Origin of the sequence: Bradyrhizobium sp. BTAi1 (genome assembly GCF_000015165.1) — a bacterium.
Classification (GTDB): Bacteria; Pseudomonadota; Alphaproteobacteria; order Rhizobiales; family Xanthobacteraceae; genus Bradyrhizobium; species Bradyrhizobium denitrificans.
In genome coordinates this window covers 2,985,338-3,011,380 of record NC_009485.1, presented here as the reverse complement: position 1 = coordinate 3,011,380, position 26,043 = coordinate 2,985,338, and the positions used below count along the sequence as shown (strand labels likewise).

23 protein-coding genes are annotated in these 26,043 nt (G+C 65.0%); 11 read left to right on the top strand and 12 right to left on the bottom strand.

Annotated elements, in window-relative coordinates; translation table 11 throughout:
- Window positions 1-207: 207 nt before the first annotated feature.
- From BBTA_RS13530 to ltnD, 5 genes are all read right to left on the bottom strand, one after another.
- Complete coding sequence (locus BBTA_RS13530; RefSeq protein WP_012043049.1) at window positions 208-2,232, bottom strand: methyl-accepting chemotaxis protein; 2,025 nt, start codon at window positions 2,230-2,232, stop codon at window positions 208-210.
- 304 nt (window positions 2,233-2,536) lie between these two features.
- Window positions 2,537-4,564, bottom strand: a complete 2,028-nt coding sequence (locus BBTA_RS13525) for a methyl-accepting chemotaxis protein (protein WP_012043048.1) — start codon at window positions 4,562-4,564, stop codon at window positions 2,537-2,539.
- A 231-nt stretch (window positions 4,565-4,795) separates the two neighbouring features.
- Window positions 4,796-6,073 carry a 3-oxo-tetronate kinase gene (otnK, locus tag BBTA_RS13520; protein WP_041750623.1) on the bottom strand — a complete coding sequence of 426 codons (1,278 nt, stop codon included), beginning with the start codon at window positions 6,071-6,073 and terminating at the stop codon, window positions 4,796-4,798.
- A complete protein-coding gene (otnI, locus tag BBTA_RS13515; RefSeq protein ID WP_041750622.1) occupies window positions 6,070-6,852 on the bottom strand; it encodes a 2-oxo-tetronate isomerase in 783 nt (260 codons plus the stop codon). The genes otnK and otnI overlap by 4 nt, the downstream gene beginning before the upstream one ends.
- 23 nt (window positions 6,853-6,875) lie before the next feature.
- On the bottom strand, window positions 6,876-7,790 hold the full coding sequence (ltnD, locus tag BBTA_RS13510; RefSeq protein ID WP_012043045.1) for an L-threonate dehydrogenase: 915 nt from the start codon (window positions 7,788-7,790) through the stop codon (window positions 6,876-6,878).
- Between the two features lie 127 nt (window positions 7,791-7,917).
- On the opposite strand from ltnD, the gene BBTA_RS13505 reads away from it, so the two are divergent.
- The 8 genes from BBTA_RS13505 to BBTA_RS13470 all read left to right on the top strand — a co-directional run bounded on the left by BBTA_RS13505 (window position 7,918) and on the right by BBTA_RS13470 (window position 15,391).
- On the top strand, window positions 7,918-8,580 hold the full coding sequence (locus tag BBTA_RS13505; RefSeq protein ID WP_012043044.1) for an aldolase: 663 nt from the start codon (window positions 7,918-7,920) through the stop codon (window positions 8,578-8,580).
- A gap of 23 nt (window positions 8,581-8,603) precedes the next feature.
- Window positions 8,604-8,816, top strand: a complete 213-nt coding sequence (locus BBTA_RS13500; RefSeq protein ID WP_012043043.1) for a hypothetical protein — start codon at window positions 8,604-8,606, stop codon at window positions 8,814-8,816.
- A 495-nt stretch (window positions 8,817-9,311) separates the two neighbouring features.
- The gene (locus BBTA_RS13495; RefSeq protein ID WP_041750621.1) at window positions 9,312-10,349 is read left to right on the top strand and encodes an ABC transporter ATP-binding protein; all 1,038 of its coding nucleotides are present in this window, start codon (window positions 9,312-9,314) and stop codon (window positions 10,347-10,349) included.
- A 36-nt stretch (window positions 10,350-10,385) separates the two neighbouring features.
- Window positions 10,386-11,675 carry a PotD/PotF family extracellular solute-binding protein gene (locus BBTA_RS13490; protein WP_012043041.1) on the top strand — a complete coding sequence of 430 codons (1,290 nt, stop codon included), beginning with the start codon at window positions 10,386-10,388 and terminating at the stop codon, window positions 11,673-11,675.
- Between the two features lie 94 nt (window positions 11,676-11,769).
- Complete coding sequence (locus tag BBTA_RS13485; protein ID WP_041750620.1) at window positions 11,770-12,705, top strand: ABC transporter permease; 936 nt, start codon at window positions 11,770-11,772, stop codon at window positions 12,703-12,705.
- A 1-nt stretch (window position 12,706) separates the two neighbouring features.
- Entirely contained in the window at window positions 12,707-13,609 is a 903-nt protein-coding gene (locus BBTA_RS13480) for an ABC transporter permease (RefSeq protein ID WP_012043039.1), read from the top strand.
- A gap of 239 nt (window positions 13,610-13,848) precedes the next feature.
- Window positions 13,849-15,006, top strand: coding sequence for an IS481-like element ISBrsp4 family transposase (locus tag BBTA_RS13475; RefSeq protein ID WP_083780649.1), 1,158 nt, complete (start codon window positions 13,849-13,851; stop codon window positions 15,004-15,006).
- Between the two features lie 97 nt (window positions 15,007-15,103).
- The gene (locus BBTA_RS13470; RefSeq protein ID WP_012043037.1) at window positions 15,104-15,391 is read left to right on the top strand and encodes a GIY-YIG nuclease family protein; all 288 of its coding nucleotides are present in this window, start codon (window positions 15,104-15,106) and stop codon (window positions 15,389-15,391) included.
- Window positions 15,392-15,603: 212 nt separating this feature from the next.
- On the opposite strand, the gene BBTA_RS13465 is transcribed toward BBTA_RS13470, so the two are convergent.
- From BBTA_RS13465 to BBTA_RS13440, 6 genes are all read right to left on the bottom strand, one after another.
- Window positions 15,604-16,308, bottom strand: a complete 705-nt coding sequence (locus BBTA_RS13465) for an ABC transporter ATP-binding protein (protein WP_012043036.1) — start codon at window positions 16,306-16,308, stop codon at window positions 15,604-15,606.
- A complete protein-coding gene (locus tag BBTA_RS13460) occupies window positions 16,292-17,023 on the bottom strand; it encodes an ABC transporter ATP-binding protein (RefSeq protein ID WP_041750619.1) in 732 nt (243 codons plus the stop codon). The genes BBTA_RS13465 and BBTA_RS13460 overlap by 17 nt, the downstream gene beginning before the upstream one ends.
- On the bottom strand, window positions 17,020-18,024 hold the full coding sequence (locus BBTA_RS13455) for a branched-chain amino acid ABC transporter permease (protein WP_012043034.1): 1,005 nt from the start codon (window positions 18,022-18,024) through the stop codon (window positions 17,020-17,022). The genes BBTA_RS13460 and BBTA_RS13455 overlap by 4 nt, the downstream gene beginning before the upstream one ends.
- Complete coding sequence (locus tag BBTA_RS13450; RefSeq protein WP_041750618.1) at window positions 18,024-18,902, bottom strand: branched-chain amino acid ABC transporter permease; 879 nt, start codon at window positions 18,900-18,902, stop codon at window positions 18,024-18,026. The genes BBTA_RS13455 and BBTA_RS13450 overlap by 1 nt, the downstream gene beginning before the upstream one ends.
- A gap of 156 nt (window positions 18,903-19,058) precedes the next feature.
- Window positions 19,059-20,303, bottom strand: a complete 1,245-nt coding sequence (locus tag BBTA_RS13445; RefSeq protein WP_012043032.1) for an ABC transporter substrate-binding protein — start codon at window positions 20,301-20,303, stop codon at window positions 19,059-19,061.
- Window positions 20,304-20,382: 79 nt separating this feature from the next.
- On the bottom strand, window positions 20,383-21,201 hold the full coding sequence (locus tag BBTA_RS13440; protein WP_012043031.1) for a putative hydro-lyase: 819 nt from the start codon (window positions 21,199-21,201) through the stop codon (window positions 20,383-20,385).
- 113 nt (window positions 21,202-21,314) lie between these two features.
- Here BBTA_RS13440 and BBTA_RS13435 point away from each other — a divergent pair, with 113 nt between their 5' ends.
- The 3 genes from BBTA_RS13435 (at window position 21,315) to BBTA_RS13425 (ending at window position 24,658) form a co-directional block, all read left to right on the top strand.
- On the top strand, window positions 21,315-22,277 hold the full coding sequence (locus tag BBTA_RS13435) for a LysR family transcriptional regulator (protein ID WP_012043030.1): 963 nt from the start codon (window positions 21,315-21,317) through the stop codon (window positions 22,275-22,277).
- On the top strand, window positions 22,274-23,524 hold the full coding sequence (locus BBTA_RS13430) for a Zn-dependent hydrolase (protein WP_012043029.1): 1,251 nt from the start codon (window positions 22,274-22,276) through the stop codon (window positions 23,522-23,524). Before BBTA_RS13435 ends, BBTA_RS13430 begins: the two co-directional genes overlap by 4 nt.
- 222 nt (window positions 23,525-23,746) lie before the next feature.
- Complete coding sequence (locus BBTA_RS13425; RefSeq protein WP_012043028.1) at window positions 23,747-24,658, top strand: NAD(P)-dependent oxidoreductase; 912 nt, start codon at window positions 23,747-23,749, stop codon at window positions 24,656-24,658.
- A 262-nt stretch (window positions 24,659-24,920) separates the two neighbouring features.
- On the opposite strand, the gene BBTA_RS13420 is transcribed toward BBTA_RS13425, so the two are convergent.
- Window positions 24,921-25,994, bottom strand: a complete 1,074-nt coding sequence (locus BBTA_RS13420) for a tartrate dehydrogenase (protein WP_041750617.1) — start codon at window positions 25,992-25,994, stop codon at window positions 24,921-24,923.
- Window positions 25,995-26,043: the final 49 nt, after the last annotated feature.

Here is a 26,043-nt window from a genome sequence, read left to right as displayed (position 1 = left end):
ACGAGCGCCGGGCGCAGCCGCCGTGTGGTTAAAATCGAGTTGCATTGTGCGCGTTCCGTCGATGGAACATCGTTAACATCGCGCCCCGTAGGGTTACGGAGATGATTTCGTACGCCGGAAAGACGCCCACCCAAACCGAGGAACTCCGCAGCTTTCGGCACGGCCTTCCCTGGTCTGCATGCACTTGTCTTCGATGGCCGCGTTCAACTACGCGGCACGCACCGTGTCCAGGAAACGGCTGACCTCGAGCTTCAGGCGGTTGCTGTCGGTCGACAGGGTCTGCGCGGCCGACAACACCTGCGAGGACGCCGTGCCCGTCTCGCTGGCCCCGCGCTGCACCTCGGTGACATTGGACGAGACCTGCTGCGTGCCTTGCGCCGCCTGCTGAACGTTGCGCGAGATCTCCTGGGTCGCGGCGCCCTGCTCCTCGACGGCGGCTGCGATCGTCGAGGAAATCTCCGACAGACGCTCGATCGTGCCGGAAATGGTCCGGATCGCGTTCACCGAATCCTGCGTCGCCGCCTGAATGCTCGCGATCTGCTGGCCAATCTCGCCGGTCGCCTTGGAGGTCTGCTCGGCCAGCGCCTTGACTTCGGTGGCGACGACGGCGAAGCCTCGGCCGGCCTCGCCGGCGCGCGCCGCCTCGATCGTGGCGTTGAGCGCCAAGAGGTTCGTCTGGCCGGCAATGGTGTTGATGAGCTCGACGACGTCGCCGATCCGGGCCGCCGCCTTTGACAGCTCGCTGACCTGCTCGTTGGTCTTGCGGGCCTGGTCGACCGCCTCGCCGGCCATACGTGCCGATTCCTGCACCTGGCGGCTGATCTCGGTGACCGAGGACGACAGTTCCTCGGTGGCGGATGCCACCGACTGGACGTTGGTCGAGGCCTGCTCGGACGCGGCCGCCACGGTCACAGCCATCTGCTGCGACCGTTCAGCCGTCGAGGTCAGCGAGCCTGCGGAGGCCTCAAGCTCGGTCGAGGCTGACGACACGGTCTCGATGATCTGGCCGACCGAACGCTCGAACGAGTCGGCGAGCTGATGCATCTCGCGCTTGCGCTGGGCGGCGGCGATCGCATCCGCCTGTGCCTTCTGCTCGGCCTCGGCGCGCGCCTTGGCCTCGGCATTCTCGCGAATGACCACGACATTCTTGGCCATGTCGCCGACCTCGTCGCCGCGATCGGCACCGGGGATCTGGATGTCGAGATCTCCCGACGCCATGCGCTCGAGCGCGCCGTTGAGGGCAACGATCGGACGCGAAATGCCGAGGAAGCCGAACGCAACCGAGCCGGCGAGCACGAGCACCAGAACCATCGAGAGCAAGAAGTTCACCTTCGTGGCGCTCGCGACCGCGGCCTCCGCCTGCTCCCTGGCCTCGCGAGAGAATTGGTCGGCGGCCTGGACGGCCTCGGCCATCAGCTTGCCGGCCTCCTCGGCCGCAGGCAACATGCGCTCGGCGAGCAGCTTGGTCTTGGCTTCCTCCAGCGAGGCGGCCTTGGTTGACGACTCGATATAGGCTCTGAGATCCGCTCGCAGCTTTTCGACGTCCGGCTTCCCCGCAGGCGGCACCTTGTCCAAGAGCTGAACAAAGCTCTGATCCAGATCCTTGGAGCGTGCGATCATGCTGTCCTTCGACTTGACGTCGCCGGTCGCAAGATAGCGCCAGGCGTTGGTGCGGATCGCCGTGCCTGCTGCGTTGAGCTCATGCAAGTCGCGTTCGATCGCGATGGCGTCGGGAGCTGCCTTCAGCGCCGGCAGCTTGATCAGGTGATCGAATTGCTTGTTCCAATCGGCGGCCTGCGCATCCCGTAGCAGGTTGGTCGCCAGCAGCTCCTTCTGCATCCTGACGATCTCCTCCGCGCCCTTCTTGTAGTCGGCTGTCAGAGCGAGGATCTTGACGAAGCGCTCCTTGGTGGCCGGACGAACCGCCGTGGTCTGCGCCATTTCCAGCCCCGTCTTGATGCGCGCTTCGACCGTGTGCTCATCCTCCAGCAGCTTGTCGACCTCGGCCGCGCTGCGTGCGAGCCGCACGCCGCGATTGACGAATTGCAGGCTGCGCAGATCGGCGTCTGCGGTCAGCGCGAGCTTGCGGATGGCGAGCTGCCGATCCGAGGTTTTGGTCGCCTGCTCGACCGCGCTCTGCGACATCTGTTGATTGACGAGCGCCGCCACCGCCAGCAGCATGCCGCCTAAGCCAGCCAGGCCCAGCTTGTAGCCGATACGATTGAACTTCATCTTTCCAGCTTCCGGGTGGGGCGCTGCAAGATCACGCTCATGTGCGGACGCTGCGCCAATGCGTACAAATTGAGAATTACAAATTGGCCGTGGCGCATACGGGAAAGATTAACGGCGAGCACCGGAGATTTACGGAGACAGGGCCGTTTCGGCGCGGCACATTGACGCAAATTTCGTAGGACTACGGAGGAACAGCCTCGGCAAGGCAGTCCGCCCGGCCGGAAAAGTTGAAGGCCGGGGCGTCGCCGCCCCGGCCTTCGTTCAACGATCAAAACCAGCTTGAGCCGATCGCGGCAATCTCAGATCACGCCGCCCGCACCGAGCCGAGGAAGCTTGCGACCTCCTGCTGCAGACGGCTGCTGTCGCCGGACAGCGCCTGGGCAGCGGCAAGCACCTGCGCCGAGGCCGATCCGGTCTCTGCGGCGCCGCGTTCGACGTCGGCGATGTTGGCCGAGACCTGCTGCGTGCCATGGGCGGCCTGCTGCACATTGCGGGAGATTTCCTGGGTCGCCGCGCCCTGCTCTTCCACCGCCGCCGCGATGGTCGAGGAGATCTCCGACAGCTTCTCGATCGTCGCCGAGATCTCCTTGATCGCGCTGACCGACTCCTGGGTCGCGACCTGGATGCTCGAGATCTGCTGACCGATTTCACCGGTCGCCTTGGCGGTCTGCTCGGCCAGCGCCTTCACCTCGGAGGCGACCACCGCAAAGCCGCGGCCGGCCTCTCCGGCGCGCGCCGCCTCGATGGTGGCGTTGAGCGCCAGCAGGTTGGTCTGGCCGGCAATGGTGTTGATCAGCTCGACGACGTCGCCGATGCGGGTTGCCGCCTTCGACAGCTCGCTCACACGACCCGTGGTGGTGCGGGCCTGGCCGACGGCCTCATTGGCGATCCGCGCAGATTCCTGCACCTGACGGCTGATCTCGGTCACCGACGATGCCATCTGCTCGGTCGCCGAGGCGACCGACTGCACGTTGGTCGTCGCTTCTTCGGAGGCCGTGGCAACGGCCGTCGTCAGGCCTTGCGAGCGTGTCGCCGCCTGGGTCAACGTGGTCGCAGACTGCTCGAGCTGGCCGGATGCGGCCGATACGGTGTTCACGATCTCGCCGACCGCCGCCTCGAACTGTTGCGCGAGGCGCTGCATGTCGGCCTTGCGCTGGCGCTCAGCCATCGCATCCTGCGTGTTCTTGGCCTCGGCCTCGGCGCGCGCCTGCTCCTCGGCGTTGCCGCGGATCACGGTGACGGTCTTGGCGAGATCGCCGATCTCGTCGCCGCGCGAGGCGCCGGGGATGACAATGTCGAGCCGCCCGCGCGCCATCTCGCCGAGCGCCGCATTCAGCCGGGTCAACGGCCGCGCGATACCGAGGAACGAGAAGACCACCGATGAGATCACCGAGAGCAGCACCGCCAGCCCGACGATCTGCGTGATGCGGCTCGCCTGCGCCGCCACCTCGTCGGCATCATATCGGGCGCTGGCATTGCGGGCGCGGGCATCCTGGATGGACGCCGTCATCAGCTCGCTCGCCTCGCCGAGATAAACCAAAGTGCGGTCGCGCAGCAGCGCCTCCTTGATCCCCTCGAACTTGACGACCTCGTCATTGGCGACGACGAAGTCCGAGGCGATGCCGTTGAGCCTGGTGATCGCGGCCTGGATCTCGCGATCGTCGGCGAGCATGCGGGCGTCGGTCAGCGAGCTCTTCAGGATCGGTACCGTCTGTTTCAGCTGGGTAATCGCGCCGGCGTCGCCGGTGACGCCGAACCGCCAGGCCTGCGAGCGCATGAAGTTCAGCTTGGCATCGGCGGCATGCAGCTGCCGCTCGACGCGCTCACGAAACGCCAGGTTCGGCAGGGTCGGCGAGCCCAGGATGGCCTGAAGTCCCTTGCTCCATTCGGCAGACACCGCGCCGCGCTTGTCGATCTGCAGCAGCAGCGCCTGTTGGGCCTGCGCCAGCTCGACCGCGCCGGCGGCATAGCTCTTCATCAGTTCCTTCAGCCGGGTCAGCCGGTTGCGGTTCTCGGCGGTGCTGACATTGGCCAGCGCCCCATCGATATCCGTGACCATGCCGGTGGAGAACTGCTGGATCTCGGCGGCCGCCTTCTCGGCATCGGCCGGCACCCGCGCCAGCCGGGCCGAGCGCCCCGCAAGCTGGGTCTGCTGCATGTTGATGCTGGCGGACATGACGCTCTCGACCACACGCCGCGCACGCTCGGCCCGCTGATTGGCCGCACTGACCGCACTCTCGGCCATCATCTGATTTACGATCATACCGACCGCGAGAGTGGCGCCGATGGCGCCGGCGAGCCCGAGTTTGTAGCCGATCCGATTCAGTTTCATTGCCCTACCCACAGAAGGACCATCACGCCGCGGTCCATCCTGAAGGTATAGAGGTGAGGTCCATAGAGACCGTTAATTTACGGGTGTCGGCGTGCATTACACGTGAAAAACTTCTGCTTTTTCTGTGTGCGTTCCGGCGCTTAAGGCGGCAACCCGGCGTTCGCACGCCGCCGGCCGGCGCACGAAGGATGCAGATGATGAAATCGGGATCAGCGCGCGGTCGCCGAACGGCTAGCGCATCAGCCCGAGCGCATCGGCAAAGAACTGCGGTCCGCCGAAATTGCCGGACTTCAGCGCCAGCAGCATGTCGCCGGCCTCCGCGCCGATCGCGCGCAGCACGGGCACGCCGGCGGCGATCTCCGGACCCACCAGGAAGCCGGGAATCCTGAGCCGATCAACGACCGCGCCGGAGGTCTCGCCCCCGGCGACAATCAGCCGCCGCACGCCGGCCTCGATCAGCCCCTCGGCGAGATCGGCCATGGCCTGCTCGATGGCGTGTCCCGCCGCTTCGCGGCCGTGCCTGGCCTGGAGGGCGCTGACCTGATCCGGCGTGGCGCTGGAGGCGATCAGCACCGGACCACGGCCGATCCGCTCACCCGCCCAGACCATCGCCCGCTGCGCTTCATCGGGACCGGCGACCAGAGCCGCCGCATCGAGATGCAGCACCGGCATGATCGTCTCGGCCTGTGCGATCTGCTGCAGCGTCGCCTGCGAGCAGCTGCCGGCGAGGCAGGCCGCCATGCCGCCCACCGGCGCATCATCGTGATGGGTCAGGCCGTGAGAATGCGCCTGCCCGGCCGCAACGAGGGCACGCGCCAGGCCGAGCCCGATCCCGGAGGCGCCGACCGAGACTTTGCTCTTCAATGCAGCCGCGCCGATGGCGGTCAGGTCGGCATCGAACACCGCATCGATGATCGCCGCGCCAAAATCCTGCCCGGCCAGCTCCTGCAGGCGGTGACCGATCGCCTCCGGCCCGTGCACGACGGTCGCGAGATCGACCAGGCCGATCCTCCTCCGGCTCTGGCGGCCGAGCACACGCACCAGATTGGCATCGTGCATCGGGTTGAGCGGGTGATCCTTCAGTGGGCTCTCATTGAGCGGCACGGCGCCGACGAACAGGTTGCCCTGATAGACGGTGCGTTTCGTCTCCGGGAAAGCCGGCGTCACCAGCACGATCGGATCGCCGGCATCGCCGGCCAGCGCATCCATCACCGGGCCGATATTGCCGGCATCGGTGGAATCGAAGGTCGAGCAGATCTTGAACAAGACATGCTCAGCGCCGCGTGCACGCAGCCATCTGTCCGCCTCGCGCGACCGCGCCACCGCCTGCGAGGCCTCGATCGAGCGGCTCTTGAGCGAGACCACGACGGCATCGACCTCGGGCAGCGCAAGGTCGGAGGCCGGCACGCCGATGGTCTGCACCGTGCGCAGGCCGGCGCGCGTCAGGGTGTTGGCGAGGTCGGAGGCGCCAGTGTAGTCGTCGGCGATGCAGCCGAGCTTCAGGCTCATGGCTTCACTCCCTTGTAGGGGGCGAACCATCCAAGCCCGTCCTCGGTGCGGCTGCGCGGATTGTACTCGCAGCCGACGAAGCCGGCATAGCCGAGCCGGTCGAGCTCTTTGAACAGGAACGGATAGTTCAGCTCCTCGCCATCCGGCTCGTTGCGCGAGGGAATGCTGGCGATCTGGATGTGGCCGGTGATGTCCATCATCTCGCGCAGCCGCATCGTGACGTCGCCATGGATGATCTGGCAGTGATAGATGTCGAATTGCAGCTTCAGGTTCGGAATCTTGAGCTCGCGGATGAGATCGCGGGCGAAACCGAAATCGTTGAGGAAATAGCCGGGCACGTTGCGTGGATTGATCGGCTCGATCACGACGTCGAGGCCGTTGGGTGCGAAGAACTCGGCAGCCCAGGCCACGGACTTGTAGTAGGCCTCCACCGCCTTCGCATCATGACGATCGGCAATGCCGGCCATCAGATGCAGCCGCTTCACGCCGGTCGCCTTGGCATAAGGCAGCGCTGTTTCCAGGCTCGCCTTGAGATCGTCGAAGCGTTCCGGCAGCGCGGCAAAGCCCTTCTCGCCGGCGTCCCAATGGCCCGGCGGAAGATTGAACAGCGCCTGGGTCAGGCCGTTGTCGCGCAGCCTTTTGCCGACCTCCTCGGCCGGATGATCATAGGGAAACAGGAATTCGACGGCGGTGAAGCCGGCCTTCGCGGCGGCCGCGAAGCGGTCGAGGAATGGATGCTCGGTGAACATCATCGAGAGATTGGCGGCGAAACGGGGCATGGCGCGAGCTCGTTGAAAGGCAGTTAGTTGGATTGGCCAGGCAGCTTGGTGCCGGTGACCTGCGCATACATCCGCGCCACCGAGGCATCATCGTCGCGGCCCATGCCGGCGGCCGATGTCATCAGGAACATCTGCAGCGCCGCGGCCGAGACCGGCACCGGGAAGCGGTGGTTGCGTGCCATGTCCTGGATGATGCCGAGGTCCTTGACGAAGATCTCGACCGCGCTGCGCGGCGTGTAGTCGCCATCGAGCACGTGCGGCATGCGGTTCTCGAACATCCAGGAATTGCCGGCCGAGGCGGTGATGACCTCGTAGACCTTGCGGATGTCGAGGCCCTGCTTGGCGGCGAAGGCAATCGCCTCGCTGGCGGCTGCGATGTGCACGCCGGCGAGCAACTGGTTGATCATCTTGAACGCGGCGCCCTGGCCCGCGGCATCGCCGAGCTCATAGAGCTTGGCGGCCATCGCGTCGAGCGCCGGCCGCGCCCTGGCGAAGGCCGCCGGGCTACCCGAGGCCAGGATGGTCAATTCGCCTTGCGCGGCACGCTGCGCGCCGCCGGAGATCGGCGCATCGAGATAGTGCCGGCCGGTGGCTTCGAGCTGTTTGGCGAGGCGACGCGCGACATCCGGGTCCATGGTCGCGGAGGAGACGAACACGGCGTCCTTCGGCATGGTCTCGGCCGCGCCGCCGGGGCCGAACAGAATGGCCTCGGTCTGCGCCGCATTGACGACGACGCTGACGACGATGTCCGCGCCTGCTGCGGCCTCAGCCGGGCTGTTCGCGCCCTTGCCGCCATCGGCGACGAACCGCGCCACGGCATCGGCCGAAACGTCGCATCCGGTCACCGCGAAGCCGGCACGCTTGAGCGAGGTCGCCATGCCATATCCCATGGAGCCGAGCCCGATCACGGCGACGTTCAATTGCGATGGCTGCGGCATGCGGCAAATCCTCGAAGCGTTTCCTGAACCTGTCCGGTTGACCCGGCTGGTCCCTGGGTATCACGGCTTGGCCACGCTGCCAAAGCGTGAGACAAAGCGGCAAGAGGTGAGGAACGAGGAAAGACCCGTGGCGGATACTGCGATTCGCGAGGCCATCTGCCGGTTCGGCCGCTCGCTGTTCGAGCGCGGGCTGACACCGGGCTCGTCCGGCAACATCAGCGTGCGGCTCGACGATGGCGGCTGGCTGGTGACGCCGACCAACGCCTCGCTCGGCTTCCTCGATCCCGGCAAGCTCTCGCGCCTCGATGCCAACGGCAGGCTGATGTCGGGCGACGCGCCGACCAAGGAGGTGCCGCTGCACACCGCGCTGTACCAGACCCGCGCCGCCGCCCGCGCCGTGGTGCATCTGCACTCGACGCATTCGGTGGCAATCTCGATGCTGCCGGAGATCGATCCGCTGATGGCGCTGCCGCCGCTGACACCTTATTATTTGATGCGCTGCGGCCAGACGGCGCTGGTGCCCTATCATCGCCCCGGGGATCCGGCCGTCGCCGACGCGATCAAGGGCCTCGCCGGCCAATACGCCTCGGTGCTGCTCGCCAATCACGGGCCGGTGGTGTCCGGCGACACGCTGGAGGCGGCGGTGTTCGCGATGGAGGAGTTGGAGGAGACCGCCAAACTCTATCTGCTGCTGCGCGGGCTCAATCCGCGGCATCTGTCGCCGCAGCAGGTCGACGATCTGGTGAAGGTGTTCGGCCTCACTCTGCCCGATCACGCCGATCATCACTGATCGAACCGGCCCGGTGGACGCACATGCAGTACCCTGCACCATCGCCCGCCGAGATCGAAGCGGCCGCCCGCGTTTTGTTCGAGGAGGCGCGCTTCTATCGCTGGTTTCCGATCACGACCGAGTCCTACGAGATCTTCGCCGAATCCGATCGGATCGGGGTCGCCGAATTGCGCGGCATCGCTGAACGCATGCTGATGGCGGCCGCCCAGGCCAAATTGCGCGCGGTGCTGCGCTAGCCGAGCCACGCCTGCGCCGCCATGTCGCTCGCCGTTCCGCCTTGCCTCCGGATGGCAATAATGCCTAATGTTGAGGCAGAACATGGCTGCGCAGGCCATCAGCGGCCGCTCGATCGATAGGCAGATGCCGGCACTGCCGCCCTTTTGCGGTGCGGGAGCGCGTTCGGATCTTCCACCATCAATTGCAGCGGCGTCCGCTCCACACGCCTGATGCACAGACGGGAACGGACAAAGTGCCTCCACACCGCCGTGGTTGCAGCTGTTTTCCTGGGTCTTTGCTCGGCGCGCGGGTCGCCGCAGCCGGGGCGGACGGCTCGTGCGCGCCAATTGCATACGCATCGCGGGCTGAGCGCACTCTTTATGCACCGCGCAACGCGGGCGCCGATCCCTTGGCATATCCGTTGCAGACACCACGCCGTCGGGAGCCGGGCGCCCGACCGTGCGGACGATGACTCATGCCCGGTTCTTGCTGACGACAGGCGATATGGAGGGCGGATGGCGGCGGGCGCGAGCTTGGAACTGGTGAAGGTGACGAAGATGTACGGTCACGTCACCGCCGTCGACGCGATCGACCTGCGGATTCCCGCCGGCTCCTATTGCTGCCTGCTCGGCCCGTCCGGCTGCGGCAAGACCTCGACCTTGCGCATGATCGCCGGCCACGAATCCGCGACCTCCGGCGACATCATCGTCGGCGCCAAGAATGTCACCGAGCTGCCGCCCGCCGGGCGCGGCACCGCGATGATGTTCCAGTCCTACGCGCTGTTTCCGCATCTCTCGGTGATCGACAACGTCGCCTTTGCGCTGAAGATGAAGGGCGTGTCCAAGCCCGAGCGCCACGCCCGCGCGCGCGAGCTGCTCGAGCTCGTGGACATGCAGAGCTATGCCGGCCGGCTGCCGGCGCAGCTCTCCGGCGGCCAGCAGCAGCGCGTCGCGCTGGCACGCGCGCTGATCACCTCGCCGCAGATCCTGCTGCTCGACGAGCCCTTGTCGGCGCTCGATCCGTTCCTTCGCTTGCGCATGCGCGCCGAGCTGAAACGGCTGCAACGCGAGCTCGGCCTCACCTTCATCCACGTCACCCACGGCCAGGACGAGGCGATGGCGCTGTCGGATCTCGTGGTGCTGATGAATGGCGGCCGTATCGAGCAGCAGGGCAGCCCGCGCGAGATCTTCAACCATCCGCGCACCGAATTCGCCGCCCGCTTCATCGGCGGCCACAACGTGATCCCGCTGAACGGCGAGACCTTCGCGGTGCGCGTCGACCGCATTCAGCTGAAGGCGCCGACTGCCGCGATCGACGGCCCGGCTGTGCCGGGCACGATCAGCAAGATCGAATATCAGGGCACTTACGTGCTCATCGCGGTCACGACCGATGGCGGCCCTGAAATCTCGGCCCAGCTCAGCGACGATCAGTTCGACGCGGAGACCCACGTGATCGGCGAACGCGTCGTCGTGACCTGGAATCCGGCGCTCGCCGACGCTCTGACGCCCCATTCCGCGACGTCGGCCGCGCCGGCTGCCGAACTCGTGGCCTGATTTTCACCTGCTCGTTCTGATCCCAAGGAGATGATCATGACTGATCGATCGAAAAAGACATCCATCAGCCGCCGCTCGCTGCTCAAGGGCGCGGCCGGCGTCGCCGGTCTCGCCGGCTCAGGCACGCTGCTCAGCGCGCCCTATGTCCACGCTGCCGACCCCAAGGTGCTGCGCTATCTCGGCACCGCGGTGAACGAAGGCGACGAGATCTCGAAAAAGTGCCTCGCCGACACCGGCATCAAGATCGAATACATCACTGCCACGACCGACGACGTCACCAAGCGGGTCATCACCCAGCCGAACTCGTTCGACGTGCTCGACACCGAATATTTCTCGCTCAAGAAGCTGGTGCCCTCGGGCAACATCTTCCCGCTCGATGCGCGCAAGATCAAGGAATTCGACAATATCACGCCCGTCTTCACCAAGGGCGAGCTGCCGAACGGCAAGAAGATCGGCGGCCAGGGCACCGCGCCGTGGAAGGTGCTCTATCTCGAGGGAGCGAACTCCAAGACCTTCTCGGCGACGCCGACCGAGTACGTCACGCTCATCCCGACCGTCTACAACGCCGATACGCTCGGCATCCGCCCAGACCTGATCAAGCGCCCGATCTCGTCCTGGGCCGAGCTGCTCAACCCCGAGTTCAAGGGCAAGGCCTCGATCCTCAACATCCCCTCGATCGGCATCATGGACGCCGCCCTCGTCGTCGAGGCGACCGGCCAGTACAAATATGCCGACAAGGGCAACATGACCAAGGCCGAGATCGACTTGACCATGAAGGTGCTGACCGAGGCCAAGAAGGCCGGCCAGTTCCGCGCCTTCTGGAAGGACTTCAACGAGTCGGTCAACCTGATGGCCTCGGGCGAGACGGTGATCCAATCGATGTGGTCGCCGGCGGTCACTAAGGTGCGCTCGATGGGCATCCCCTGCGTGTTCCAGCCGCTCAAGGAAGGCTATCGCTCCTGGGCCTCCGGCTTCTGCGTGTCCAAAGCCGTCGCCGGCGGGCCGAAGCTCGACTGGGCCTATGAGTTCGTCAACTGGTACCTGTCCGGCTGGGCCGGCGCCTATCTCAATCGCCAGGGCTACTACTCGGCCGTGCTGTCCACCGCCAAGGCCAACATGACCGAGGACGAGTGGGGCTACTGGATGGAAGGCAAGCCGGCGAAGAACGACATCAAGGCGCCGGACGGCACCCTGATGGAGAAGGCCGGCGCCGTGCGCGACGGCGGCTCCTATGAGGACCGCATGGGCAATGTGGTCTGCTGGAACGCCGTCATGGACGAGAACGACTACATGGTGCGCAAGTGGAACGAGTTCATCGCCGCCTGATGTGACCGATCATGCTGCCGCGCCCGCCTCCCCGTGGGCGCGGCAGCCTTTCTCAGCCGCTCCAAGCATTCGCGACCCGACGACAGGTATTCCCGTGGCCGTGACGATCGAAACTTCGCCCGACAGCGTTGCGCCGGCCGAAGGCGCCCTCCGCAAATTGACCATGCGCTCGATCGCCTGGCTGCAGGCCGGGCCGATGATGCTGGTGTTCGCGCTGTTCTTCCTCTTGCCGCTGGTGCTCGTCGTCATCGTCAGCGCGTGGGACTACAACGAATATGAGATGATCCCGGCCTTCAGCTTTCGCGGCTATACTGACACGTTCGAGGGCTGCGTCGCCAATCTGCCCGAGCTGTGCACGATCCTGAAGACCTATCTGAAGACGCTGAAACTGTGCCTGCTGACCTGGGGCCTGACGCTCCTGATCGGCTTCTGGGTCGCCTATTTCCTCGCCTTTCACGTCCGCAGCAAGACCTGGCAGATCGTGCTGTCACTGCTATGCACCATCCCGTTCTGGACCTCCAACGTGATCCGGATGATCGCCTGGATTCCGCTGCTCGGCCGCAACGGCCTGGTCAACCAGGGCCTGATCGGCGCAGGCTTTATCAACAAGCCGGTCGAGTGGCTGCTGTTCTCCGAATTCTCGGTGGTGCTGGCGCTGGTCCACCTGTTCACCTTCTTCATGGTGGTGCCGATCTTCAATTCGATGATCCGCATCGACAAGCGCCTGATCGAGGCCGCCTATGACGCCGGCGCATCGGGCTGGCAGACGCTGGTCAACATCGTCATTCCGCTGTCGAAGCCCGGCATCGTGATCGGCTCGATCTTCGTCATCACCATCGTGATGGGCGACTTCGTGACCATCGGCGTGATGGGCGGCCAGCAGATCGCTTCCGCCGGCAAGATCATCGAGTCGAGGCTGTCGGCGCTGCAATTCCCGGCCGCCGCCGCCAACGCCGTGATCCTGCTCGGCATCACCATCATCATCATCTCCGCCCTGACGCGGATCGTCGACGTGCGCAAGGAGCTCTGAGATGGGAGACAAGCGTCCCCGCTCCTTCTACATCCTCGCCGCGTTCTTCTCGGCCTATGTGCTGTTCCTGTACGGGCCGATGATCGCGATCTACATCCTGTCGTTCCAGGGCCCGGATGGCGGCCTGACGTTCCCGATGAACGGCGTGTCGCTCACCTGGTTCGGCAAGGTGTTTTCCGGCGGCGGCATTGTCGACATCGGCGCGGCCTTCAAGCGCTCGCTGGCGCTCGGCCTGGTGGTGATGGTCATCACGGTGGTGCTGTCGGTGGCCGCCGGCATGGCCTTCCGCAAGCCGTTCCGCGGCGCTTCGATCCTGTTCTACACCGCGATCGCCAGCCTGATCATGCCCTCGATCATCACTTCGCTCGGCATCGCCTTGGAATTCCGCCTGATCGACGATTTCGTCAACAAGCACGGCGCCAATGTCGGCCTCGGCTGGCTCGCCGACGGCTACACCACCGCCATGGGCCTGTTCACGTCGGGTCTCGGCGCGCATCTGACCTGGACCTTGCCGTTCGGCCTCCTGATCATGTTCGCGATCTTCAACCGCTTCGATGGCCGGCTCGAGGAAGCCGCGCGCGACCTCGGCGCCACGCCGTGGCAGACCTTCCGCCACGTCGTGCTGCCGATCATCCTGCCCTCGGTCGTCGGCATCGGCCTGTTCGGCTTCACGCTGTCCTGGGACGAACTCGCCCGCTCCAGCCAGGCGATCGGCTCCGTGAATACGCTGCCGCTGGAATTGCAGGGCCTGACGACGACCGTGACCAAGCCCGACATCTACGCGCTGGGCACACTGACCTCGGCGGTGTCCTTCGTCGTCATCTTCGCGGCGCTATCAGTGATCCTGGTGCTGCAGGCCCGCCAACGGCGACAGGGGTCTGATGCGGGCAAGGGGATGGTGTGAGGCAAGACGGGTGAATACTCGATCACCGTTGTCGCTCGACATCCTCTCCAACGAGACCTTGGCCTTGGCCCCTGGATTGCTTCGCTGCGCTCGCAATGACGGTTGTGGCGGGCACCGCAGATCCTACATACTCCGTCATCGCGAGCGCAGTGTTCAGCCCGGGGACATGGCTGACAGGTGTTCGGAGACATGGTTGACACCTCAAAATCGGCTCGATTCGTCAAGCAAAGGGGCGAGCGATGCCGTGGCGAGAGGTGTCTGTCATGGACCAGCGACGAGAGTTTGTGATGCTTGCCAAGCAGGAGGGCGTGAACCGGCGGAAGCTGTGCCGTCAGTTCGGCATCAGCGCCGAGACCGGCTACAAATGGATCCAGCGGTATGACGCCGGCGATACGACGCTGGCGGACCGGTCGCGGCGGCCGCATCGGAGTCCGGAGCGCACGGCGGCTGCGACTGAGCAGCAGATCGTCGCGTTGCGCGACGCTCACCCGGCCTGGGGCGCGCGCAAGCTCGCACGTCGTCTCGCGCGCGACGGGCAAACTGTCCCGGCGATATCCACCGTGCACACCATCCTGCGCCGCTACGATCGCGTGAGCGAGCCTGCAGGCACGCCGGGGCAGCCGTACAGGCGTTTCGAGAAGGATGCGCCCAATCAGCTGTGGCAGATGGACTTCAAGGGGCACAGTGCGCTGGAGAACGGCGTGTCCTGTCACCCGCTGACTGCGCTGGACGACCACTCGCGCTTCTCCGTGTGCCTGGCGGCGTGTGACAACGAGCGCGGCTCTACGGTCAAAGGACATCTGGAGACGACGTTCCGCCGCTATGGACTGCCGGATGCGATGTTCGTCGATAATGGTGGTCCCTGGGGCTTTACTCTCGAAGACCCCTGGACCGCGCTGACGGTCTGGCTTCTGAAGCTCGGCATTCGAACGATCCACAGCCGGCCGTATCATCCTCAGGGCCGCGGCAAGAACGAACGCTTCCACCGCAGCCTGAAGGCCGAAGTCTTTGCCTTCAAGCGCTACAGGGACCTTGACGACGTCCAGCGGGCGCTCGACGAATGGCGGGCCGTCTACAATCTCGACCGGCCCCACGAGGCTCTCGACTTCGATGTGCCGGCGAGCCGCTACCGGCCCAGCCCGCGAACGATGCCGGATCGCCTTCCGACGGTGGAATACGACGAGGGTGAGATCGTCCGTTCGGTGTCGAGCACCAAGGCCTATGTCAGTTTCGAGGGACGGCTCTGGAAAGTCCCGCAAGCCTTTCGCAGCGAGCGGCTCGCTATTCGCCCGCTCAGCCAGGACGGAAAATTCGGAATTTTCTTTGCCGCGCATCAGATCGCAGCGATCGATTTGCGCGACCCCAAAAGTGTCAACTATGTCCCCGAACAGGTGTAAGCCATGTCCCCGGGCTGAACAGCAGCGAAGCGATCCAGGGGCTCCAGAAAAGACTCCAGGTGATACTCTGCCGCCCCGCTTGATGTTGGGTGTGCCGATGAAACATCCCTACGTGTACATCATGGCAAGCGGCCGGAACGGAACGCTCTACGTAGGCGTGACGAGCGATCTTCCGAAACGGGCCTACCAGCATCGTGAAGGCCTCATTGCCGGCTTTACCAAAACCTATGGCTGCAAGGTATTGGTGTGGTACAAGCCGCACGAAACGATGATGGCTGCCATCGAACGCGAGAAGCAGATCAAGTCCGGCAGCCGCAAGAAGAAGTTATTGCTGGTCGAAGCGCTCAATCCGCAATGGCTCGATCTCTACGAAACGCTGAACTGACCTTGACTGCAAATCGGACCGTCTCCTGTTCAGACAGTCCTGGATTGCTTCGCTGCGCTCGCAATGACGGTTGGGGTGGGCGCCACCGTCCCCCGCAAACTCCGTCATCGCGAGCGCAGCGACGCGATCCAGGGGCCGCGGACCGGACTCTCGATGGTTTCGCTACGCACCGCGAACACAACGAAGCCGAGCAGGCAATTAAATGTATTGCTTCAGAGCCCCAGATACGCCTTCCGCACGTCCTTGTTGCCGCTGATCTCGGCCGCTGTGCCCTGCATCAGCACGCGGCCGGTTTGCAGGATGTAGGCACGGTCGGCGATCTCGAGGCACTCGGCCATGCGCTGCTCGACGATGAGGACCGTCATGCCGGCATCGCGGATGCGCTTCACCGCCTGGAAGATTTCGTCGACCAGCTTCGGCATGATGCCCTGCGACGGCTCGTCGAGCATCAGGAGCCGCGGCCGGGTCATCAGCGCGCGGCCGATCGCCAGCATCTGCTGCTCGCCGCCCGACAAGGTCTCGGCGCGCTGCTCCAGCCGCTCGGACAAGCGCGGGAACAGCTTGAAGACGAAGTCGAGCGGCTCGTCGCGATTCGCTTCGCTGCGGTAGAGATAGCTGCCGAGCCTTAAGTTGTCGCGCACCGAGAGCCGCGGAAACAGCCGGCGGTTCTCCGGCACATAGGCGATGCCCTTCGCGGTGATCAGATGCTGCGCCATGCCGTCGATGCGGTTGCCGTCGAAGGTGACGCTGCCGGCGCGCGGCCGCTCGGCACCGGCGATCGACTTCAACAGCGTCGACTTGCCGGCGCCATTGGCGCCGGCGACGCAGACGATCTCGCCCTTCTCGACGTCGATCGAAACGTTCGAGATCGCAACCAGCCCCTGATAGGCGGTGGTGACGTCACGCACCGACAGCATGGCGGTCTCCGAGGTAGGCGGAAATGACTTTGGGATCGCGGACGACATCCGTGGGCTTGCCTTCGATCAGCACCTTGCCGAGGTCGAGCACGATGGCGCGGTCGACCAGCGGCATCACGATCTCCATGACGTGCTCGACCATCAGCACCGTGATGCCGGTGTCGCGCACACGACGCACGAGCTCGACGCCCTTCTGCGATTCGACCGGGGTCAGGCCGGTGAGCACCTCGTCGAGCAGCAACAGCTTCGGCTCGGTTGCAAGCGCGCGGGCCACTTCGAGCCGCCGCTTCTCCGACGGCACGAGGTCGCTCGCCAGCACGTCGGCCCGCGCATCGAGGCCGCAGAAGGCCAGCACCTCATGTGCCTTGCGACGGGCGTCGCGCATGTTGGTGCTGCGCACCAGGGAGCCGACGATGACGTTCTCGATCACCGTCATGCTCTCAAAGCTCTTCACGACCTGGAAGGTGCGGCCGATGCCGCGCTGGCAGCGCTCGGCGGCCGGCAGCGCCGTGACATCCTCGCCGTCGAAGAGGATCGTGCCTTCGCTCGGCTTGAACGCGCCGGCGATCAGGTTGAACAAGGTCGACTTGCCGGCGCCGTTCGGACCGATCAGGCCGACGATCTCGCCGCGCCCGACCGAGATCGAGACATCGGAGTTCGCGGTCAGACCCGAGAAGCGCTGCGTGATGTTGCGGGTTTCCAACAACGCGGTCATGACGCCACCGCCTCTCGCGCCGGCTGAGCGGCCGGCTTCGGCTTGCGGGAGAACAGGCTGACGAGCCCTTGCGGCCGCGCCAGCGAGATCGCGATGATCAGGCCGCCATAGACGATCAGATCGACGCCGCGGCCGGAGCCGCCGATATAGGAGCGGGTCAACTCGGTCAGCGGGATCAGGATCACCGCGCCCAGCATCGGTCCCCACAGCGTGCCGATGCCGCCCAGCACGGCCGGCAGCGCCATCAGCAGCGAGAACTGGAAGCCCATGACACTCTCTGGGTCGATGTAGGAGACGAATTGCGCATAGAAGCTGCCGCCGATCGCGACCAAGAAGGCCGAGACGGCCGCGGCGCCCATCTTCGAGTTGAACACGTCGACGCCGAGGCTTTCAGCGGCCACCGGATTGTCCTTCACCGCGCGCCACCAATAGCCCCATTTGGAGTCCTCGAGCCACCAGGTGACGAACCAGGCGACGCAGGCGAGCGCCAGCGCGAAGTAGAAATATGGCAGCTTCGAGCGGGTGAACTGGAAGGTCAGCCAGGAGTCGCGCCGCACCGGAATGTCGATGCCGAGCGCGGCGCCCGCCCAATCCCAGTTCTGGAACAAGAGCAGCGTGATTTCGGCGATGACGATCGTGGCAATGACGAAGTAATGGCCGCCGAGCCGGAAGCAGGGATAGCCGAGCGCCATCGCGATGAGCGCGGAGATCAGACCGCCGGCGAGCATGCCGAACCAGGGCAGCACGCCGAACTTCGTGAACAGGATCGCGGTCGTATAGGCCCCGAGGCCGAAATACAGCGCATGTCCGAGCGAGATCTGGCCGCAATAGCCGGACAGGATGTTCCAGCTCTGCGACAGCGCCGCATACATCAGGGTCAGCACCATGATGTTCTGGACATAGACGTCCTTGACGAACAGCGGCACGGCCGCGGCGATCGCCGCAAGGAAGGCGGCGACGACGAGGTCGCGCCGGCGACGTTGAATGAATGCCTTGTCCATCAGATCGATCCGAACAGGCCGCGCGGGCGGATGAAGACGACGAGGAGATAGACGCCATAGATGCCGACCGTCTTGAGCGATGGCGGCAGGATCAGGGTGGTGATGGCCTCGACAAGACCGACCACGATGCCGCCGGCAAAGGCGCCGAACACGCTGCCGAAGCCGCCGAGCGCCACCGTGACATAGGCGATGGTCGCAAACGAGGCGCCGACGTCCGGGAAGACATAGAAGAAGATCGCCATGACCGCGCCGGCAAGGCCGACTAACGCCGCACCGAGGCCCCAGCCGAGCGCGAACACCTTGTTCTTGTCGATGCCGACCAGCGCCACCGCGCCGGCGTCCTCGCGGGTTGCTTCCAGCGCCCGGCCGAAATCGGTGCGGTGGATGAAGAAGTACAGGCCGGCGAAAGCCGCGATCGCGATCAGCGCGCCGACCAGCTGCGGCTGCGGCAGGTAGATTCCGGCGATCGAGATCGTCTTGCCGCCCAGCCAGGAGTGCGGAATGCTGCGATAGTCCGGCGTGAAGAAATACTGCGCGACGCCACGCATGAGCACCGCGAGGCCGAAGGTGGAGAAGATCTGCACCATGCCGGTATTGGCCTTGGCCCGGACCGCAAATCTCACGATCAGCAGATAGACCACAGCTCCGAAGATGAACAAAGCGGCGGCGACCAGGGGCGCCGACAACAATGGATCGAGTGCGAAGAACGCGAACAGGAAGAAGGTCGCGTACATCGCGATCATCAGAAACTCGCCATGGGCGAAGTTCACGACGTCCATCAGGCCGAAGATGAGCGCCAGCCCCACGGCGATCAGGCCGTAGAGCAGGCCCATCAACAGGCCGCTGGCGAGACTTTGAATGATTGTTTCTGCCGTCACTTCTCTTGCTCCCCCGTCATTGCGAGCGAAGCGAAGCAATCCAGACCTTCTCCCTGGCTCCTGGATTGCTTCGTCGCTACGCTCCTCGCAATGACGGAGCACGACCGATGCTCCGCCATGGTCCGATGCAGAGCGCCGCCGGCGCCCTGCGCGCGCTTATTTCATCGGCCAGCTGGCTTCGGCCACGGCGGCCTGTGTCGGGAAGATAGTGACGAACTTGCCGCCGACATATTGCAGCAGCACCGGATCGGCGTCGTTGTTCTGGCCATTCTCGTCGAACTTCACCCGCTTCCACGGCATGATGGTCGCCTCGCCCGGCATGTCGGTGGCGGCCAGTGCGTCGCGGATCTTCTCGCCCTCCGTCGACTTGGCGCGGTTGATGGCGTCGGCCATCACAATCAGGCCCATGAACTGGCGCGAGGAATAGTCGTTGAAGTCCTTGCCCGACTTCGCCTTGAACATGTCGTTGATCTTGCCGACCATCGGCCGCTTGGCGGCGAGGTCGAGCGAGAACGAGCCGCGCGAGATCACGCCTTCGAGCTTGTCGCCGACCGCATCATACAGCGCCTTCTCCGAGAAGCCGGCGTCCTGCGCCACGATGGCGTTCGGCTTGTAGCCGAGCTCGGCCATGGTCTTGACCAGCAGGATGCCGTCGGTGGTGTAGCTCGACGGCATCAGCACGTCGGCATTGGCCGCCTTGAGCTGCTGCACCTCGGCCGACAGCGACGGCGAGTTGGCGCGGTACTTGATGTCGGCGACGACCTTGTAGCCGCGCTCTTGGGCGAGCTTGAGCTGGGCATTGCTCGAATCCGTGCCGAAGATGGTGTCCTCGTGGAACAGCGCCAGCGTCTCGATCTTGGTGCCCTTCTTCTTCATCGCGTCGAAGAAGTCGAACATCGCCTGCGAGAACATCTCGTCATGCGGCGCGGCGCGGAAATAATATTTCAGGCCGCGGCGATGCAGGCTCGGCGAGGAATTGTCGGCCGACAGATACGGGATCTGGTAGCGCTCGCAGATCTGGCTCGCGGTGACCGCGACCGCGCTCTGATAGGAGCCGATGACGGCCGCGACCTTCTCCTGCGTGATCAGGCGCTCGGCCTCGGCGCGGCCCTTCTGCGGGTCGGCCTGGTGATCGGCGAACACCAGCTTGATCTTGGCGCCGCCGAGGCCCGGCAGGCCTTCGTTACGGGCGAGCGGGAGATCGTAATCGAACTTGCCGTTGATGATCTCGGCCGCGGTTTCGAACGCGCGCTGCGCATCGACGCCGATCTGGGCGCTGGCACCGGAGAACGGATAGATGACGCCAATCTTCACCTCGGACGTCTGGGCACGGGCAGCAATCGGCCCGAGCGCGGCGGCAGCGGTGGCTCCAAGCAGGACGTTACGGCGCGTGATGGTCATGGCAAGATCCTCTGATAAAAGCGCGTCGATGAAGAGTTGAGGTCGGCGTGAAAGCTCAAAAGGAGGCATAGCTGCCTGATTAGAGGACGGCGAGATCCTTGTTCTTGAGATCGGTGATCAGCATCAGCCCCGGTGCGTGGGTGATGGCGAAGGGCAGCTTGGCCGCTGATATGACCGCCTGCGGCGTCACCCCGCAGGCCCAGAATACAGGGATTTCATCCGCCGCGACCGGCACCGGATCACCATAATCCGGCTTGTTGATATCGACGATCCCGATCTGGTCGGGATGACCGAGATGCACCGGCGCGCCGTGCACGGCGGGAAAGCGTGTCGTGATCTGCACCGCGCGGATCGCCTGCGCCGGCTTGAACGGGCGCATCGATACCACCATGGGTCCGGCGAACGGCCCAGACGGCGTGCAGGCGATGTTGGTGCGGTACATCGGCACGCGGCAGCCCTGCTCGATGTGGCGGATCGGCAGGCCGTCGGCCATCAGCGCTTCTTCAAAAGAGAAAGAGCAGCCGAGCACGAAGGTGACGAGATCGTCGAGCCAATGCGCCAGCAGATCGGTCGGCTCCTCCACCATCTCGCCGTCACGCCAGACGCGATAACGCGGCACGTCGGTACGGATGTCGAGATCAGCGCCGAGCGCCGGAATGAAAGGATTGCCCGGATCGGACATGCCGATGATCGGGCACGGCTTGGGATTGAGCTGGCAGAAGCGGTGGAAGGCGCCGGCATACTGCTCGGGGATAATCGCCAGATTACCCTGCACGAAGCCGTTAGCGACCCCCGCCGTGCTCCAGCCCTTGCCGGTGCGATAGTCCAGACGGGCCTGGTGGCTGGGGAGAAGCCCGGCCTCGCCGGCCTGTTGCTGCACTGCCGCGGAAACAGTCATTTGAGCCATTTGCCTAATATCTCGACAAACTCACTCAACATCAGCCATGCTATAAAGTCTAATCTTCGTTTTTAATCAGGATCGATAAAACAAATTGATCCGAGGCGGGGCCGATGTTGGATTTCCGTTCCATCGAGACATTTCTCTGGGTGGTGAAGCTGGGCAGCTTCCGCGGCGCGGCGCAGCGCCTCAATACCACCCAGCCCGCGATCTCCCAGCGCATCGCCCAGCTCGAGCGCGAGCTCGGCGTCAAGCTGCTCAACCGCGATCACCGCGTGGCCTCGCCCACCGCGAGCGGACGGCAGATGCTGGTCTATGCCGAGAAGCTGATCGGCCTGCGTGCGGAGATGCTGGCCGAAGTCGGCGACCGCTCGGCGATGCGCGGCGTTCTCCGACTCGGCGTGGCCGAGACCATCGTGCATGACTGGCTGCCGCGGCTGATCAAGAGCGTCAACGAGAGCTATCCCAATCTCTCGCTGGAGATCGAGGTCGACGTCACGCCCAATCTGCACGCGCGCCTGCTGGCGCAGGAGATCGAGCTCGCCTTCGCATTGGGGGCGCCCTCGGAGTCGGGCATCCGCAGCCGGGTGCTGTGCGATTACCCGATCAGCTTCCTGGCCAGCCCTGCCTTGGGCTTCGGCAAGGGCCTCGTCACGGCCGAGCAGATGGCACGGTTTCCGATCATCACCTTCCCGCGCAACACCCAGCCCTATGACAATGTGCGCTCTCTGTTCAACCGGCCGCATTTGCCGCCGATGCGGCTGCACGCCAGCGCCTCGCTGGCGACCGTCATCCACATGGCGATCGAGGGCCTCGGTGTCGCCGTGATTCCCGCGGCGATCGTCGCCAACGAGATCGAGAGCGGACGCTTGCAGGAGCTAGAAACGGATCTGCGGATTCCGCCACTGACCTTCACCGCAAGCTGGCTGTCATCGCCCGAGATGGTCGCGATCGAGCGCGTTGCCGAGCTCGCAGCCAGGACGGCGCAGACGGCCAGCCATCCGGCCGCATCGGTTGACGGGATCGTCGCGGCGCGCGATGGACAGGATGCCGGAGTACAGGAAATTCAAGCATGAGCCGCGCCGTCACCAATCTGCAGATCGATTCCGCCCGCCTCTGGGACAGTATCCACGAGACCGCCAAGTTCGGTGCCACGCCGAAGGGCGGCGTACGCCGGCTGACCCTGAGCCAGGAGGACAGGCAGGTCCGCGACTGGTTCCGCAAAGCCTGCGAGGACGCGGGGCTCGAGGTTCACGTCGACACGCTCGGCTCGATGTTCGGCTTACGCAAGGGACGCGACATGTCGAAGCCGCCGGTCGGGCTCGGCTCGCATCTCGACACCCAGCCGACCGGCGGCAAGTTCGATGGCATCCTGGGAACGCTCGGCGCGCTCGAGGTGATCCGCACGCTGAACGATGCCGGCATCGAGACCGACGCGCCGCTGTGCATCGTCAACTGGACCAATGAGGAAGGCTCGCGCTTCGCACCGGCGATGATGGCGTCCGCAGCCTATGTCGGCGACTTCACTGTCGAGGACATCCTGTCGCGCAAAGATGCGGACGGCGTCACGGTCGGCGAGGCGCTGGACGGCATCGGCTATCGCGGCGAGAGCAAGGTCGGCACGCAGAAATTCTCCGGCTTCGTCGAGCTGCATATCGAGCAGGGCCCGATCCTGGAGGCCGAGAACAAGACCATCGGCGTGGTCGATCACGGCCAGGGCGTGTTCTGGTATGACGGCAAAGTCACCGGCTTCGAGAGCCATGCCGGCTCGACGCCGATGCCGCTGCGCCGCGACGCGCTGCTGGCACTGTCCGAATTCGCGCTCACTTTGGAGCAGATCGCGCTCAAGCTCGGGCCGAATGCGGTCGCCACCATCGGCGAGGCCGTGATCGCCAATCCCTCGCGCAACGTCATCCCCGGCGAGATCGCCTTCACCATCGACTGCCGCAGCGCCAATGCCGACACGCTTGAAGCGCTCGACGCCAGCCTGCGCGCGGCGGCGAGCGAAATTGCGAAGAAGCGGAAGGTCGAGATCGCGATCGATCAGGTCTGGCGCAAGCCGCCGACGCATTTCGACCCCAAGCTGGTCGACGCCGTCGAGCGCGCCGCCGGCGCGCTCGGCTACGCGCACCGCCGCATCACCTCGGGCGCCGGCCACGACGCCTGCAATCTGAACACCATCATGCCGGCGGCGATGGTGTTCGTCCCCTGCAAGGACGGAATCAGCCACAACGAGCTGGAGGATGCGACCCAGTCCGACTGCGCCGCCGGCGCCAACGTGCTGCTGCACACAGTGCTGTCGCTGGCCGGCGTGGCGTCGTGATGGGCTGACGATTGTGGCCGCATTCTTTTGGGGCCTCATCCTTCGAGACGCCGCTGCGCGGCTCCTCAGGATGAGGGGAAAGTGTGCGGTGAAAGAGTTTCCCCTCATGGTGAGGAGCGCCGAAGGCGCGTCTCGAACCATGAGGCCCGAGACGCTTCAGGCTAAACCACATCCAATCGCCCTGCCCCGCATGGTCCAATAGGGGCTCATCAGGAGGTATCCGTGCGCGGAGTTTTCATCGACGCCAACTCGTCGCTTGCCGAGATCTTCGAGCGGCAGCGCCAACCCGGCGATCCCGAGATGCGCGTGCATCTCAACCCGGACATCAAGCCGGAGGACTGGCCGGCCATCCTCGACGGCGCCGAGATCGGCGTGGTCGATCACACCGCGCTGCCGACGGATGTCGCCCGGCAGTGCACGGGCCTCAAGCACGTCGTGTTCCTCGGCACCGGCGCGCGCAGCTACATGAACCCGGAGGAGCTCGCCGAGCTCGGCATCACCGTCCACCTGATCAAGGGATATGGCGACACCGCCGTGGCCGAAGCCGCCATTGCGCTGATGTGGGCCGCGGCCCGCGGCCTCGCGCAGATGGATCGCGAGATGCGCGCCGGCAATTGGCTGCGTGACGATGGCATGCAACTGACCGGCAAGACGCTCGGCCTGATCGGCTTCGGCGGCATCGCCGCCGAGGTGGCGCGCATCGCGTCCGGCAGCGGCATGAAGGTGATCGCCTGGAACCGCTCGCCGAAGAGCCATCCTGGCGTGGCGTTCACCGATCTCGACACGTTGCTGAAAGAGAGCCACGTCGTCTCGCTGCATCTGCTGCTCAACGACGAGACCCGCGGCTTCCTGTCGCGCCAGCGCATCGCGCAGATGCGCAAGGGCGTGATCTTCGTCAACACCGCCCGCGCCGCCATCGTCGACGAGGCCGCGATGATCGACGCGCTGCGCTCCGGCCACATCCACCACGCCGGCCTGGACGTCTTCAACACCGAGCCACTGCCGGCCAATCACGTCCTGACGACAATCCCGAACGTGACGCTGTCGGCGCATTCCGCGTTCCGGACGCCGGAGGCGAGCGAGAACCTGATCCACGCAGCGTGGGAGCATTGCCGAAGGGTGGCGCGCACCTAACAACCCTCCCCTTCGTCATTGCGAGCGAAGCGAAGCGAAGCAATCCGTCGTCCCGCGACGCCCGGATTGCTTCGTCGCTGCGCTCCTGGCAATGACGCCGTTGTCCGAGCTGTCGTCTAAACTACCCCTGTCGTCCCGGCGAATGCCGGGACGCATACCGCGTGATGCAACGAGAGCAGACGGTGGTCGATACCGGTGCGAAAAATGTCTGCCGGTGGTTATGGGCCCCCGCGTTCGCCGGGGCGACAACACACCGTCGTTCCTAATCCACCATCTCCGCGACCGCCTTGCCGCACGCCTCGGTATCCGCGTTGCCGCCGAGGTCGCGCGTGCGCAACGTCCGCTCGGCCAAGGTGCGCTCGATCGCGCCGACGATCGCCTGCGCCGCGGTCTTCTCGCCCAGATGCTCCAGCATCATCGCGCCCGACCAGATCATGCCGATCGGGTTGGCGATGCCCTGCCCGGCGATGTCGGGCGCGGAGCCGTGCACCGGCTCGAACACCGACGGGAAATTGCGCTCGGGGTTGATATTGCCCGAGGGCGCGATGCCGATAGTACCGGTGCAGGCGGGGCCGAGATCGGACAGGATGTCGCCGAACAGGTTGGACCCGACCACGACATCAAACCAATCCGGATGCAGCACGAAATTCGCGGTGAGGATGTCGATGTGGTACTTGTCCCACTTCACGCCCGGATAGTTCTTGGCCATCGCCTCGACCCGCTCGTCCCAATACGGCATCGTGATCGAGATGCCGTTCGACTTGGTCGCCGACGTCAGGTGCTTCTTCGGCCGGGACTGCGCCAGCTCGAACGCGAACTTCAGGATACGATCGACGCCGGTGCGCGTCATCACCGTCTGCTGGGTGACGAATTCGCGGTCGGTGTCCGGAAACATGCGGCCGCCGACGGACGAATACTCGCCTTCGGTGTTCTCGCGCACCACCCAGAAATCGATGTCGCCCGGCTTGCGGCCCGCCAGCGGCGACGGGACGCCGGGCATCAGCCGCACAGGCCGCAAATTGACGTATTGGTCGAACTCGCGGCGGAACTTGATCAGCGAGCCCCATAGCGAGACATGGTCGGCGATCTTGGCCGGCCAGCCGACGGCACCGAAATAGATCGCGTCATGGCTGCCGATCTGCGCCTTCCAGTCATCCGGCATCATCTGGCCGTGCTTCTCGTAATAATCGTAGCTCGAGAAGTCGAAATGATCGAACTGCACGGCGACGCCATGCTTCTTGGCCGCGGCCTCGATCACGCGCAGCCCCTCGGGCATGACCTCCTTGCCGATGCCGTCGCCGGGGATGACTGCGATGCGATAGGGCTTCTTGCTCATCGAGCGGATCCTCAGATGGGGCGCCGGCTGTCCCGGCTCAAATGGTCGA